The sequence below is a fragment of the Bradyrhizobium uaiense genome (assembly GCF_010811875.1).
Taxonomy (GTDB): Bacteria; Pseudomonadota; Alphaproteobacteria; order Rhizobiales; family Xanthobacteraceae; genus Bradyrhizobium; species Bradyrhizobium uaiense.
This window is the reverse complement of sequence record NZ_VKHP01000048.1, coordinates 1-14,666: the sequence shown is the minus strand read 5'-3', so window position 1 is coordinate 14,666 and position 14,666 is coordinate 1. Positions and strand designations below refer to the sequence as shown.

The 14,666-nt window shown below is 60.1% G+C and carries 8 protein-coding genes and 1 pseudogene; 5 read left to right on the top strand and 4 right to left on the bottom strand.

The window, feature by feature from the left end:
• Nucleotides 1-123: 123 nt before the first annotated feature.
• Entirely contained in the window at nucleotides 124-1,722 is a 1,599-nt protein-coding gene (locus tag FNJ47_RS14310; RefSeq protein ID WP_163154033.1) for a reverse transcriptase domain-containing protein, read from the bottom strand.
• A gap of 280 nt (nucleotides 1,723-2,002) precedes the next feature.
• On the bottom strand, nucleotides 2,003-3,136 hold the full coding sequence (locus FNJ47_RS14305) for a DUF4145 domain-containing protein (RefSeq protein WP_163154032.1): 1,134 nt from the start codon (nucleotides 3,134-3,136) through the stop codon (nucleotides 2,003-2,005).
• Nucleotides 3,137-3,210: 74 nt separating this feature from the next.
• Between FNJ47_RS14305 and FNJ47_RS14300 the strand changes: the two genes are divergently transcribed.
• Nucleotides 3,211-4,512, top strand: coding sequence for a T6SS phospholipase effector Tle1-like catalytic domain-containing protein (locus tag FNJ47_RS14300; protein WP_163154030.1), 1,302 nt, complete (start codon nucleotides 3,211-3,213; stop codon nucleotides 4,510-4,512).
• Nucleotides 4,513-5,039: 527 nt separating this feature from the next.
• Here FNJ47_RS14300 and FNJ47_RS14295 read toward each other — a convergent pair.
• On the bottom strand, nucleotides 5,040-6,398 hold the full coding sequence (locus FNJ47_RS14295; protein WP_163154028.1) for a tyrosine-type recombinase/integrase: 1,359 nt from the start codon (nucleotides 6,396-6,398) through the stop codon (nucleotides 5,040-5,042).
• A gap of 1,136 nt (nucleotides 6,399-7,534) precedes the next feature.
• Here FNJ47_RS14295 and FNJ47_RS14290 point away from each other — a divergent pair.
• From FNJ47_RS14290 to FNJ47_RS14275, 4 genes and pseudogenes are all read left to right on the top strand, one after another.
• A complete protein-coding gene (locus FNJ47_RS14290; protein ID WP_163154026.1) occupies nucleotides 7,535-8,440 on the top strand; it encodes a DUF6328 family protein in 906 nt (301 codons plus the stop codon).
• Nucleotides 8,427-9,029: a cysteine hydrolase family protein gene (locus tag FNJ47_RS14285; RefSeq protein ID WP_163154024.1), complete on the top strand. Its 603-nt coding sequence runs from the start codon at nucleotides 8,427-8,429 to the stop codon at nucleotides 9,027-9,029. Before FNJ47_RS14290 ends, FNJ47_RS14285 begins: the two co-directional genes overlap by 14 nt.
• Before the next feature lie 78 nt (nucleotides 9,030-9,107).
• Nucleotides 9,108-9,653: pseudogene (locus FNJ47_RS14280) on the top strand (transposase); the annotation flags it as partial.
• Between the two features lie 706 nt (nucleotides 9,654-10,359).
• Entirely contained in the window at nucleotides 10,360-13,110 is a 2,751-nt protein-coding gene (locus tag FNJ47_RS14275) for a cation-translocating P-type ATPase (RefSeq protein ID WP_163154022.1), read from the top strand.
• Nucleotides 13,111-13,177: 67 nt separating this feature from the next.
• On the opposite strand, the gene FNJ47_RS14270 is transcribed toward FNJ47_RS14275, so the two are convergent.
• A complete protein-coding gene (locus FNJ47_RS14270; protein WP_163154020.1) occupies nucleotides 13,178-14,080 on the bottom strand; it encodes a PPK2 family polyphosphate kinase in 903 nt (300 codons plus the stop codon).
• Between the last annotated feature and the right edge of the window lie 586 nt (nucleotides 14,081-14,666).

Sequence of the window (14,666 nt, the reverse complement as noted above, 5' to 3'; positions counted from 1 at the left end):
TCGCCGCGCGGACGCTCGTTCGCACGCGGTGACGCTCGTCAACGTCAATCTATCGCTCGTGATACGCAACGGCCTCGACCGCCCGCAGGACGTCCGCGACGCACGGCACGCTGCATAGCTACGCTACGCTCCACTCAGCCAGTCGGTCAGCGCTTTGACATGCACGGCGAAATCCCTGGCCTCGCCCGGTCCGCCCTTATGATTGATTCCGGCGACAGCGCCGTCCTCGTCGAGCAGCGGACCGCCGGACATGCCTTGCGAGAGCTTTTGCGTCACCTCGATCATCGGTACGGCGCTCTTCGTGGGCAACGACGTTATCGGTCCGGATCGGACGTTGATCTTGTCGCCCGCCCCGAAGCTCGGAAATCCGAGCGCCGTCGTGATGTCGCCGACCTTGAGCGTACGCTTCGATATGTCGAACTCGTAGTACTCTGTGGCGGGTATTTCGTGCGTTAGAACAGCCAGGTCGCGATGCGTATCATTCTTGGCGACCGTCACCTTGAATTTATTCGAAGGCTTGCTGGGGTGATAGATCTCGATCTCGGTCGCACCCTCGACGCAGTGCGATGCCGTAACGAGACCGACCGATTTCAGGAAGAAAGCCGTGCCCTGCACGCTGCCTTCCGTTGTGGTATCGCCCCAATGCTCGACGACCCACACCGCACGCTCTCTGATCTCAAAAATCGTGGGCAGGATTTCGAGTTTCTCCGAGGGAAAGAGCTTGTTGTAGCGCAAGGCGAGACCGCGAAAGATCGGATCCGAAGGTCCCTTGATGTGCCCCACCCAGGATATCCGTCCCCGAAGGTGCGAGGCGAGAGCCGCTTCGCGACCATACTTGTCCTTGAGAATCTTCTGGGCGCTCGTAGCGCCCTGCTTTTCAGTCACGAATAACGCCGCGCGGATGTTTCGCACGAATTTCCTGTCGACGTTGACGAGCTCGTTGATCTTCAGGCCGGTTACCGTTCGGCGTGAATACTTGTCGGCGTAGTGGACCTTCTGCGGATTGATTGCGAAGCCATTGGATCGGAAAGCTCCACGAAGCCGGTCTTTGAGCAGTTCGGGCGAGAATTTGCCGGCCGGGGGCGTAGGTCCTTCAAACAGCAGTGTCAGCGGCTGGTAGCTGGAGAACGTGATATCGTCAGCGTATCTGGTATAGATGCAGCGGCTTTCCTTCGCGATCGTCTGCAATTCCTTGTCCATCCGGAAGCAGATCATGTTGGAGATTATCGGACTGCTAGGGGCACCTTGCGGCAGGACACCCTCGTTGCAGCAGATCCTCGCCAGGATTTCAGCGACACGGCTATCGATACCGAGCGCGCTCATCAGTCCGGAGACGCGTCCTTCCGTAATGGCCGAGAAGAAACCTTCGATATCCAAGTTCATCACGAACTTGCTTCGGCGATGAGCCGTGGCATTCGTTTTGACCGAACGGCCATCTACGAAGCCATGAACGGGATTCCTGGGTCTGCATATCGGCGTGAGCGAAGACGCGATCTTGGTCTGCAGCATCTTCAGCCGATGGTCCGGCGCGCTTATGACGCGCTTCTTTCCTTCGCCCTTCGAAATCTCGAATTTCTGATACATCCGGCCACGAAACCACCAGATCTTCTTGAGCTCAGCTGTCGACAAGGCAAGAAACTTCAGCAATTCGGCTTCGCTCGTAAGCTCGTTTGGAACGCTGACGCGGACCGGAGTGACGAAGAACGATGCGAAGCTGGGCACGAGGTCTCCCTTCCAATCACGCCAGGCATTCAGCGAGCAACGTGGCGCGCAAGATCCTTGATGAGACTTTCGCTCTTACGCCGCAGTTACGACAGCGCGTATGCGAGGGGAGACCTCGTAAATTCATCAATAGCAGTGCGGTCCGGAAACGCCACACGTCAGCCACAGAAATTCACATATTTTGCGCGGGTCAGAAGGGCCTCGGGCGGGCGAGACCTCCACAGCCGTCAACGGGGTCCGATACTCCCCATCGCGTTATTTGGCCAACGCACACTTTTCATCAAAGCCGCTTGGGACGTGGAGGCGTGGCTTTGCGGATTTCTGCTGCCGCCGGCGTGAGAATGAACGCACGCTCCAGGAAATTCTCTATGATGTCGAAGATATGGTTCAGGCGTTCGGCTTCAGGAGCGTAGCCGCGATGCGCCGACGCGTTGCCTGCATCGGCAACCGCGTCAAGCGCCTCCTTGTCCGATTGGCTGATGCGTCCGGCGGTCGCCAGCGCGGAAAGCTTGCCTTCGAATCCACCCTTCACATCGCCGACGAGGATATTTCCGGCTCTGTCCAGCAAGGTGCGGGCCCCAACCGACGCGAGCATCCGCAATCCACTATTGAGGGCAAGATAGGATTCGTCGAGAACATCTCTGAGGACCTCGTCGCCGAGGGCTTCGGCCCAGGGCGGTTTTGCCCAGACGGTCTGCGCCGGATAGTACGTCACCTTAGCGCCGCGACGCGTTACAGGCCTACCTTGGTCATCGAAGTCGGCCTCATCCCACTCTGATCGCCAAACCTCGCGCCGTATGGATAGCTTGTCGCATCCGCAGCACTGTATTGTCTGATAGGTTTCGCTCCAAGAAGCGGTGCCATCGCCCCCCATGTCCGTGTATTCGGCACGGAGCCAGGAATTCTTCTCGCCTTGGAAAACGCCGCAGTGCGCCTTGACGGTCGCACCCGCTTTCGTAGAGATCAGTGTCGGCGCCGCAGCTTCCGACCGCGCTTCCGATTTTGCCGCTGGTCGTAGTCGTTCCCACCCGGCCGGCGTAATCGAGATCGCATGATCGGGCACGAGTCGAATCAAGCCAGCCTTGGCCGTCTCTGAGATAAGTTCGTCAACCCGCTGCCCGTCGAGCGTGCCGATCACTGCGGTGAGATCCTCTTCGTCGGGCAACTCAACCGCGCCAAGTTGATCGTCGTCCAGATCTGCCGCGGCCCACGCCAGCAAGTTGGTCATTTGCCGATCGACCGAAGGCAGCGGCTGCTTGACCATGTCGTCCAGATTGAAGGAGTTTATCTCGGGCCATTCGATCTCCGACTTCGACGACATCGCGCGCGTCGCGTGGCTCAGCAGCACCAGGCGATTGCGCCGTGCATCGTCTACGAGTTCGATTTCGATCGGCGCGGCAACAAGAGCTACCAACCTTCGATGATCATGGATTGAGGCATGACCTCAGTCCGCCGCGCATCGTCTTGGCGGCCAATTGGAAGCATGTGATGAAGAAATTTCTGAGGTTGACTGAACGGGTCGGTCACTCCATCGGCCTTTTGCTTGCCATCATAGCCATCGTATGGATCGGCGTATTCATCGGACGACCTGCGGAGAAGAGTGGGAGTCAGCCCTCCTTCGCGGGCGCCGAGCTGCAGAAGAAACGCCTCGCCATATTCCTCGACGGCACATGGAACAGCATCAACAGCAACACGAACGTCTGGCGAATGCGGGCGCTTTGTGCGTCGAAGAGCCAGGACGGCAAGCCCCAGCTCGTCTACTACGAGATCGGAGTCAACGGCTTCTTGGGTGGCGTCTTCGGTCAAGGGCTCGATGAGAACATTCGCCTTGCCTATGAGTGGATCGTCGAGAACTACAATGACGGCGACGAGATCTTCATCTTCGGCTTCAGTCGGGGTGCATTCACCGCGAGAGCGTTGGCGAATTTGGTCGCCCTCGACGGCGCCCTGAAGGCCGGCTCGCCCATCGGGGTCTCTGAGCTGTTCGAGCGTTACCGGAAGGGTAACGAGGAAACGATCTGGAAACTGAAGGAAATGGAAGCTTCCGGCGACATCGGCAAACTGACCGAACAGGAACGATGGTTGCTCAAATATTCCCAGCCAGCGAACGTGAAGATGATTGGAGTATGGGATACGGTGGGATCCGTCGGCGTTGCGGCCGGAAACATTCAGGGCATCAGCCGCTCGCAATTCGATTACCTTCAGACGGGGCTGCGGCTGCCTATCCAGAACGGATATCACGCCATCGCCATCGACGAGCATCGGCCTGATTTCGCTCCCACCCTCTGGGACGTCCATCATTCGAAAGACCCGGGCGCGCCTGTCCCTCCGCCGCGGCCGCTGTCGGGCGTCGAGCAGCGCTGGTTCGTAGGCGCGCATGCCAACGTGGGAGGCGGCTACGAAACCGACCTTCTGAATCAGGCGCCCCTGCGCTGGATGATGAAGAAGGCGGAATTGCTCGGTCTTTCGTTCCGCTCGGAAGTCGATCTTGACGGAGATTCCGTGACTGCACCGACCACCGATTCCTACGGCGCCTTCCTAGCCGGATACTACGCCAAGGTCTTTCCGCCACTCTACCGCACCATCGGCCGCGACCCCGATGAGAGGGACGATGGCAGCCACATCAACATCAACGAAACGATCGACGCCAGCGTCTTCAAGCGGTGGCGAGCCGACCCGACCTACCGGCCAAAGAATCTCGTGGAATGGGCGCAGCGCAAGAAAGTCGATCCAGCCCAGTTGCAGACTTCCGTGCGGGCCGACGACCCCGCAACTGGAGTACCCGAATAGCACTGCAAGCCAGGTAGATCGCCGAGATGCGGTTCCGGCTGTTCGTTTGTCGGATTGAAAGCGAGAAAGCGCTCTCGGCGGGCCCCAGGACAGTCGAACCGGCCCGTCCTTTTTGTCCGCCACAGCTACCCAAGAGCCATACCTGCGCGCTTGATGTCTTGCTTGCCGGAGAAGTCTACGACCTTCTTGCCTCAGACCATCACGGGGCAAAAGCATGCGCGGCGAGGACGAAAAGACGCCGGTCGAAGTATTTCGGTTGCCAGGCGGTACACAAATGCCGCCTGCCACAAAGCGTCGTCGCAAGAACCGCGGCGTGCCGCCGCCTGCGGCGTTCGATGTCGATACGCTACCTGGCAGCGCCAATTTGACGGCATTAGAGACGGCCGCAGTCGTCCGGCGCACACCGGGAGCGCTGGAGCAGTGGCGGCGCGATCCGAGTCACCCGCTGAGATGGCGCTATGTGGATGGCCGCCCGCTATATCGTGTCGATGCGGTGCGTGACTATCTTGCCAAATGCGATAAGGCGGCTAAGCCGCCCCAGCCGCATAATGCTCGCGCAGACGGGCGAGCAGCTCGGCCTTGATGGGATCGAGCGGATTCGTCCGCTGCAGACGCACGACCTTACCGACCTGTTTCGCGCCGACCAGCTCCGCGATGTAGTCATGAGCCGCTTCGAACGCCATTTTGCGGATGATCCATTGTTCGTCGTGATTGTAAACCTGATCAATGCCCCGCGGCTTTTGCCCGACACATAGCCGCTGGATTTCATTATCGTAGCCGCAGCGCGACATGATGGTCCGCAAGCTGCGCCTCAAGTCATGCATGGTGAACTTAGCGACAGCCGCTTCCTTGACTAGGCGTTTGACCATCTTGGTGAAGCCCGACATCTGGCCGCCGGTCTTCGGTGATGGGAAAACATAATCGGACGTTGCGCGCTGGAAATGTTTCGCGGCCGTGAGCACCTCATCAACGAGGTGGGTCCGTGGCACATCGTGGTGCAGGCCCATCTTGGTCCACGCCTGATCGAAAGTGATGCGGTCATCCATGATGTGCTTTCGCCACTCGGTCATTGTTGGCTCGCTGCGGCGTGGACCACCTAAAAGGCACAATCGAACTAGTTGACCAAAAGCTCCGAGCTTGCCGGCTGCGTGCCAGACCTTGATGATCTCCTCATCGGCCAGCGCGCGACCCTTCGTTCGACGCCCGACCCTCTGCGCACGGGTTTCCTTGGGTGCGCGATAGCCGGCGAGCACGTTATGTTCGATATAACCTTCTCCGACACACCATTCGAGGAAGGTATGCGTGTGCTTGCGCAAGTCCTTTGCTGCGCCGCGCTTGCCGGTCGTGGCGACGCTATCCACCGCCGCCATGATTTGCCGTCGGGTGAGCTTGCCGATGGCGAGGTTCAAATGATCCTTGAGGCCGCGTCGCAACGCCGACATTGCCGGCTTCCAGTTGACGACCTGGCGTCCGGTCAAGGAGGTTTCGTATGGGCCATCTTCGACGATCAGGATTGCTAGGGTGGTGCTCTTCTTCTCGACCAGCTGCTGCTGTTTGGCCTCGCGCTTGGCCTGGTTCGGATCTAATCCCTTGATCACGTCGCCAGCAGCGATCGTCGCGGCCTGGCGGGCCGCCTTCTCGTTGAATTTGGGCCAAGCGCCCAGTGTCTTTCGTTGAGTACCCCGTATCCCGGGTTTGGTGAAAAGGTAGACCCAGGTCCTGCCGCCGGTTGCGCGCATTCTGATCGCGAGTCCCGGCTGCTCTGTGTCGCGCAGATAGTGCTGCGACTTGCCCGGTGGCAGCGTTGCTGCACGGATCGCTGCATCCGTGAGTTTCAGGTGTGTCGGCGCCATTTCGGCGCCGATATCTTCCTCATTCGTTTCCATCGCTCCTGCCCTTCTTCCGTCTGTCCCGGACACATCCAGGAGCGAGCCAAGGGGACCACAAACCTTTCCCTTCACGTTCCCGGCTCTGTGTGCCCCAAGGGAAAAATTCAGCTGGGGCACATCGCGGGCCCACAAAATGTAGAAAGGCCCGCTATGGCCGCTTACGGTCGCGCATGGCCAAAAACCCCTTCTTTGCAAGGGTTTTTGCAATTCTCTATGGCCAAATTAGGTTGACCGCGGTCTAGGAATTGTGGTTCACACGGGAGAGGTCCAAGGTTCGATCCCTTGTGCGTCCACCATTAACCCCATGAAATCAAATAGTTATTTATTGAGATCCCTCCCTGCATGCCCCGAATTTGCCAGGGCACAAAATGGGCACGCACAAGGGCTGGCGATCACCTTGCCGTGATTAGAGGACTGTGGCCGGTCTTTGGTTTGGCTTGGGATCCGGTCAGCACGGCAATCGGTAACAGGCCCAAACAGGCTCCTGGTGGGGGATGGCGATCGCGCCAGATAGCGAAAAGAGCCCCCAAGAAAGGCCTCGAAGCAATCACGAGGTCTCGGCCCGTAGCCCAATAGAGCACACGCTGCCACCGCCGACGCGGCCCCGACAACGTGACTGCGTTGTGGGTTTATGGCGCGCGCGGAGGGCGTACGCGGAAGTGGCTTTTAGGTCGAGGCGCTGAAGAAACGCCCCGCCCTACGCGGGTGTCTTGCCGGCCGCCGGTCTTATCGATGGGGTTCGGCGCGAGCCGACGGCTCGCATCCGAGCCATCAATGCGGACACCCGGCCGCAATTCTCCGGACGGTGAACGACACGCGGACAAGGGGAAATAAGGCCGCCTCAGCAGGCGCTGACATGGCTTGCTGTTGTGCTGCCGCTGAAGTCGAACCGGTCGGTGCGTGCAACGCGCAATTTCACGTGATCGATGACGGACGCTCCCAAGCCCCACCCAACCTTTCCAAAAAGGCGAGCGAGGCCGAGAGCGCAATCGCGATCGAGGAATTGGTGAACTCCCGAGATCGAGTTGCACCCACCTAGGCGGCCCTCGTTCCCCTCCGCGAAGGCCCGCAGCACGACAGCCGCATTCTATCTTTGGAACCGGCGTACGTCGCAAAAGGTTCATAGCAATGCGATGTCGAAAGAACTCGATGCCAAGCTGAAGACTGCGCTCGATGAATCCCGCCTTCTTATCCTCGGCGCACAGGTTCTGTTCGGCTTCGCCTTTCAAGGAGTATTTCAGGAGCTTTTCCGGGATGTCTCGCCAGCCGGGCATTCGCTCCAGTGCGCGGCGCTGGTACTGCTCTGCGGCAGCGTTGGTCTCCTGATTGCCCCCTCAATGTATCACCGCATCGCCTGCAACGGCCAAAGCCGGCACCGAGCGTTGCATGTCGCGACAAGCCTGACCGGCTGGAGCCTACTGCCGCTGACGCTTGGCCTTGGCGCATCGGCCTTCGTTGTTTTCGATTTCCTGGCCGGGCCGGAATTTGGGGTAGCCGCAGGAGCGGGGTTGGCCGCAATCGGGCTTGGCTTGCTCTTTGGGCTCGGAATGGTGTTGCGGCGCAAAGCCAAACCGCTGCCGCCGGAGAGCGTGACGCCGCTCAAAAGCAAGATCGAACAGCTTCTGACCGAAGCCCGTGTCATCATTCCGGGCGGGCAGGCGCTGCTCGGCTTTCAGTTCGTGGCGGCGCTGACAAGATCTTTTCAGGCCCTGCCCGGCTGGATGCAGTCCGTCCATGCGACAGGGCTTCTGGCCGTGGCGCTTTCGGTTCTTCTCCTGATGACCCCGGCATCGCTGCATCGCCTCGCCTATCACGGCGAGGATGATCCGCAATTCTTCCACATCGGTTCCGCGCTCGTGATCGCCGCCGTGCTGCCGCTTGCGCTCGGAATCGCCGCCGACATCTCGGTCGTGCTTTACATCGTAAGCGAGGATGCCCGCAGCGCCATTGCGATCGGCACTGCTGCGTTCGTTTCCCTCCTGACGGCATGGTACGGTTTTCCGCTCTGGCATCGGGGAGCCGGCCATGGGGCAGCTTAAGGCCTCACCCGGCGACCGTACCGCGCACCTCTGCATCGACATGCAGCGCCTCTTTGCCGCGGGCGGCCCCTGGCCGACGCCATGGATGCCGCGCGTCGTGCCGGTCATTCGGGCGCTCGTGGTCCGCGCGCCCGAGCGCACCATCTTCACGCGCTTCATTCCGCCGGTCGAGCCCGGCGACGCAGCTGGCATGTGGCGCGCTTACTACGAGAAATGGCCGAAGGTGACGCGCAGCACAATGGACCTCGATCTGTTGCGTCTGGTGCCCGAGCTTGAAGATTTCGCCCCGCCCGCGCATTCCATCGACAAGCCGGTTTATTCAGCCTTCGCAACCGGTACGTTGCGGACCTACCTGCATGAGAAGCATGTCGATACGTTGCTCGTGACCGGCTCCGAGACCGATGTCTGCGTGCTTGCAACGGTTCTCGCTGCCGTTGACATCGGCTACCGCGTCATCGTTGTGAAGGATGGTTTGTGCTCCTCGTCCGATGCTGCCCATGAGGCCTCCCTTCACCTCTACGCCCAGCGCTTCGATGTTCAGATCGAGCTCGCGGAAGCAGGCGAGGTGCTGGATAGCTGGCGGCCATAATCTTCCGCGGCACTTAGTCACGGGCGGAAATGGACTGTGGGCGAAGATGGTCGACCAATTCAACGCACTAGACAGATTCACGGGGCGGCTCCGATGCTGAACTGGCTGGTCGAGGAGAAGGGCATCGCGCCACATATCCCCGTGTTCGACAAGTCGAAGCGGGATGACGGCACCTTCTCGCGCAGCGACTTTCGATATGATCCGACCAGCGACGTCTACCACTGCCCCAGCGGAAAGCAGCTCGGAACGAGCGGCACCGTGCACGAGGGCAAGACGCTTCTGTATCGTGCGAGTAAACTCGACTGTCAGGTATGCCCTCTCAAACCGCAGTGCTGCCCAAAGGAGCCATCGCGCAAGATCCCGCGCGACATCCATGAGCACGCCCCGGACGTTGCCCGCTCGTTTGTTGGCACCGAAGGCTTCGAGACGTCGCGGCGTCAGCGCAAGAAGATCGAGATGCGGTTTGCACACCTGAAGCGCATTCTCAGGCTCGGTCGGCTTCGACTGCGCGGACCACGAGGCGCACAGGACGAGTTTGTTCTGGCTGCCATCGCGCAGAACCTGCGACGGCTCGCGTCGCTGGTCGCTCGTCCACCACCTGCTCAGGCTCTGTGCGTCGCCTAGCGTTCGAGTTGCGTAGAGAGCGCCAGGACAGGCGGATCAACGCCGGCCGTCTATAGCCGAATAGCCAACGATCCACCGCCAACAGCCGACTTTTGCAACAAAATCGGCCAAAAGCGGAAATCCGACTGATGGTAAAGCGAGTAAGGATCATCTTCGTCCCAAACGGCAGATGGCCAGCACAAACTGCATAGGACAGCATCTTTGTCCAATCGCACCGGGCCAGAGGTGGAGAGCCAGCGAGTGACTGGAGCGCCAAGCGCGCTTTTTTCAATTGCTGGCCGTCGGAGCAATCTCGATTTAGAGTCGTGGCGTCCCGCTGCTACCTGGAGGCGAGCATGAAGATCCGGACTGTCTGCGGCGCTTTGATCGTTGGCGGATTGGTTACGGCTGTCGCCGCAATCCCGTCACTGGCCCAGTCAAGCGGCCAGGGCACGCCCACGCCAAAGCAATCCGTCACACCCGCAACCGGGAGCGCGACACCTAACAGAAATACAAACCCGGCGAAGCATCGCCACTGGCGTCATCGCGGCGGTCGTCATCCGCACTATGGCAGCCGTCCTGTTCGCACTTAGGGCGAGCTTCGATATCGGGTGTTTGCCGTCCCGCGCGTTGATCGATCGATGAGCGATACCGACGTCTTGCGCACAGCCCCTCGAGGCCATTGCGCCCGCTAAGGCGACCACCTCTTCATCGGGCGAGCATGAGCATGAGCACAACAGCGAATGCGAACACGGCCAATGAGCTGCGGCCTTGGCACGCGACACCTCAACACGAGGTCATTAGGCGGCTGGCTACCAGTGGCGAAAACGGGCTTAACCCGGCTGAGGCAGCGGCCCGACTTCGAAAATACGGGCCGAACCGTTTGCCGGAAGGCAGAAAACGGGGCCCATTTGCCAGGCTTCTCGCGCAGTTCAACAACATCCTGGTCTATGTGCTGCTCGCCGCAGGATTCACCAAGCTGATGCTGAACCTATGGGTCGACGCGGCAATCATATTTGGCGTCGTTGTTCTCAACGCGCTCCTCGGGTTCATTCAGGAGGGTAAGGCCGAGAAGGCACTGGATTCCATCCGCAACATGCTGTCCGCCGAAGCGCGGACGGTACGCGGTGGAGAGACCCGCATGATTCCCGCGGAGCAGGTCGTTCCGGGGGACGTCGTGCTCCTGGAGTCAGGCGACAAGATTCCAGCGGATCTACGCCTTTTCGAGACGAAGAACTTGCGGACCGAAGAGGCGGCCCTCACTGGCGAATCGGTGCCGGCGGAAAAGAGCGTCGACGTGGTGTCTGCGAACGCGACAGTCGGGGATCGCGAATGCATGGCATTTTCCGGCACCATGGTCGTATCCGGTCGCGCGGCCGGATTGGTCGTCGCGACCGGCAGTGAGACGGAACTTGGTCGTATCAACCAGTTGCTTGCCGATGTCAGCCCTCTAGAGACTCCGCTGCTGCGCCAAATCAAAAAATTCGGCTACGCCATCACCATGGCGATCGGGGTGATCAGCGTGCTGATCTTCGCCTACGGCAAGTGGATGAAGGGTATCGACTTTGTGGAGCTGTTCCAGGCAGTCGTCGGCATCGCCGTATCGCTCATCCCGGAAGGACTGCCTGCACTCATCACGATCACCCTGGCCATCGGCGTCCAGCGCATGGCCCAGCGCAATGCCATTATCCGCCGGTTACCCGCAGTCGAGACACTCGGCTCGGTGTCGCGGATTTGCTCGGACAAGACGGGTACGCTGACGCTCATGGAGATGATGGTGGTTTCCGCCGTCACAGCTAATTCCGCGTATCAAGTCACGGGCGATGGCTATTCCCCGGAGGGGGAAATCAGAACGAACGGACAGCCCGCGGGCAAGGACGCCGTGCTTGCGCTGATGGGCCGGGTCTCCGTGCTTTGCAACGATGCGGAATTGTTCAAGGAGGAAAGCACCTGGAAGGTGGAGGGCGATCCGACTGAAGGCGCGCTCTATCCATTCGCGGCCAAGCTCGGTCTGGATCGGCAGACGGAGCAGGCTGCATCTCCGCGCATCGACGTCATTCCGTTCGAATCCGAACACAAGTTCATGGCGACGCTCCAAAGAACCGCGGGCGGAGAGCAAGTCCTGCTCGTCAAAGGCGCCCCCGAAGTGATCATCGAGCACTGTGATCGCCAGCAGACAGGCGACGGCCAGTCGAGCCCGCTTGACCGCGAGCACTTCCTCACACAATCGGACAGGCTTGCGGCCCAAGGCGAACGTGTGCTGGCGCTCGCCTGGCTGCAGAATCCGAATCTGAAGGCTGGTGCTCTCACTGCGGCCGACCTGCCAAGGACGCTGGTCTTGCTCGGCCTGATCGGCCTGCTGGACCCGCCGCGAAAAGAGGCAATCGAAGCCGTCAAGGAGTGCCACGGTGGCGGCATCCGTGTCACCATGATCACCGGTGACCACAAGATCACCGCCGCCGCCATCGCCAAGATGCTTGGGCTCGGCGACGGAAGGACCGCGATCACGGGCGCCGAAATCGAGGACATGGACACCGCGACGTTGCAGGAACGCGTCCGCGCCGTTGACGTCTTCGCGCGCGCCAGCCCCGAACACAAGCTACGCTTGGTGAAAGCGATCCAGGCCAACGGTCAAATTGTGGCGATGACAGGCGATGGTGTGAACGACGCTCCCTCTCTCAAGAAGGCCGACATTGGGGTTGCGATGGGTATCAAAGGCACCGAGGTCACGAAGGAGGCCGCCGAAATGATCCTGGCCGACGACAATTTCGCCTCGATCTCGGCGGCGGTGAAGGAGGGGCGCACTGTCTACAACAACATCGAGAAGGCCATGCTATTCCTGCTGCCCACCAACGTCGCGCAGGCGCTGGTCATTGCGGCGGCAATCTTGGTCGGGTTCACGATGCCGATCACGGCCCCACAGGTACTCTGGGTCAATATGGTAACTTCGGTCGCGCTTGGCCTGGTCATCTCCTTCGAGCCGCACGAGATCGATGTGATGCAGCGGTCCCCGCGCGCAGTTGATCGCCCGATCGTGACTGGCTTCGGGATTTGGCGGATCATCTTTGTCGGCTCGGCGCTGCTTGCCTACACCTTGCTCGCGTTCTTCTGGATGAAGGCGCAAGGCGCATCGGAAGGGCTTGCCCGAACGGTGGCCGTCAATGCCATCACAATCGGCCAAGTGTTCTATTTGCTGAATAGCCGCTACCTGCTCGATTCGTCGCTCTCCTTGAAGGCGCATATGGGCAACACGTATTTGCCGCTCGGCATCATTGCCGTCGTGATCCTGCAACTGATTTTCACCTACGCACCACCGGTCCAGGCAATGTTTGGCAACGAAGCCATCCCGCTTTGGGTGTGGCCCTGGCTTCTTTCGGGCGGGATTCTGCTCTTCCTTGTCGTGGAGGCGGAGAAGCTTGTCATTCGCTCGTCGGGCATTCTGCGGAAAGCTGTTGTCGCCGCGGAAGCCGGCGCGTAAACCTCTCCCTTTCGCACGATTGCGCGCGTGGTTCGATCTCTTGTCGAGCTACGTTCGAGATTGGAAACTAGGCTTCCCGCGCAAGCTGCGAACGAGCCGCCGCCAGCTCCTTCTTCTGCTCCGGGCTCACCTTGGGATATGCAAGGTCGAGCTTCTCCACAGCCTCCACGATCGCCGCGGCGACGACAAGACGGGTGAACCACTTGTTGTCGGCCGGCACCACGTACCACGGCGCCTGCTCCGATGCAGTGGCCGCGATCGCCGCCTCGAACGCGCTCATATAGTCGCGCCAGAACTTGCGCTCGTGCACGTCCGATGGAGAGAACTTCCAATTCTTCTCTGGATTTTCGAGGCGCTTCATGAAGCGCTTTTTCTGCTCTTCGCGCGACACATGCAGGAAGAACTTGAGGATGATTATGCCCTGCCGGGTAAGGTAATCCTCGAAGTGTGCAATGTCCGCCAGCCGCTCGTCCCAGATCCGCGTGCCCATGAACGACGGCGGCAGCCTCTGCCGCTTCAAGATTTCCTCGTGAACGCGCACAACGAGGACCTCCTCGTAGTAGGAACGATTGAAGATTCCGATTCGACCACGCTCCGGCAGCCGCGTGACGTAGCGCCACATGAAGTCATGTGCGAGATCCTCCCGCGAGGGCTGCTTGAACGAAAAGACCTGGCAGCCCTGCGGATTCACCCCCGACATGACGTGCTTGATCGTGCCGTCTTTGCCAGCCGCATCCATGGCCTGGAACAAGAGGAGCAACGACCAACGGTCCTGGGCATAGAGCATGTCCTGTTCTTCTGCGAGCCACCGAGTGCCGCGTTGAAGAAGGTCGGCAGCCTCGTCCTTTTCCATGTTCAGACCGCGCGTGTCGCCGGGGTCGAAGTCCTTCAGCTGAAAGCCCTTGCCGCTGGAAATGCGGAACGGGTGGATATACTTCTGGATCTGGTCGAGAATCTCTTTTCTCGGCATGAAGTGTCCTCCCTTCTTAAGACAGAGATTGGGACGGAGACATTCTCGCGAGACAGAGACAATCTCGCGCTGTCTGTTCAATGGCCCCGCCTCGGTGGGCCGTGCCCTATCCTATCATGCCGACCGAGCTCCGTGTGCCGCGGCCTGATCGCCGCGCGGCCGCAGTGCAGCGTGTGGAGCCCGGCTTCGCAATGCTCGCGATTAGTTCAAAATGGTACGGATACGCCCCGTTTGAATCCACATTGAACGTAGCTCCATGACTTCCGCTTAGGGTCACAAGGCGACATCCCTGACGTCAGGCCGAGTGTCCGCTTCGCCTCCGAAAGCAGACGCCCTGGATTTAGCACCCACCCTGCTCGCCCCACTGCCGCGATCTGGGCGTCCGTCGAGCAGGCGCATGGTTTCTGCGATCCAATCAATCGACAATACGTCAACATTTGTGCATCATCGTCGATGGACACGACGTTCGCCTGTCCCTCACCCACAGCCATCATGCCGAGGAATGTCTTGCGACAGGATCAGGAGCGACCCATGATGCGGCGCAGCTTTGTCGGTTTCATCGGCGCAGCTCTGCTGTGCTTGTTTG

Bases quoted from the DNA above. Each gene is read 5' to 3' on its own strand.
- FNJ47_RS14295 (WP_163154028.1), bottom strand. From the start codon at position 6,398: ATGGAAACGAATGAGGAAGATATCGGCGCCGAAATGGCGCCGACACAC.
- FNJ47_RS14285 (WP_163154024.1), top strand. From the start codon at position 8,427: ATGGGGCAGCTTAAGGCCTCACCCGGCGACCGTACCGCGCACCTCTGC.
- FNJ47_RS14300 (WP_163154030.1), top strand. From the start codon at position 3,211: ATGAAGAAATTTCTGAGGTTGACTGAACGGGTCGGTCACTCCATCGGC.
- FNJ47_RS14290 (WP_163154026.1), top strand. From the start codon at position 7,535: ATGTCGAAAGAACTCGATGCCAAGCTGAAGACTGCGCTCGATGAATCC.
- FNJ47_RS14270 (WP_163154020.1), bottom strand. From the start codon at position 14,080: ATGCCGAGAAAAGAGATTCTCGACCAGATCCAGAAGTATATCCACCCG.
- FNJ47_RS14275 (WP_163154022.1), top strand. From the start codon at position 10,360: ATGAGCACAACAGCGAATGCGAACACGGCCAATGAGCTGCGGCCTTGG.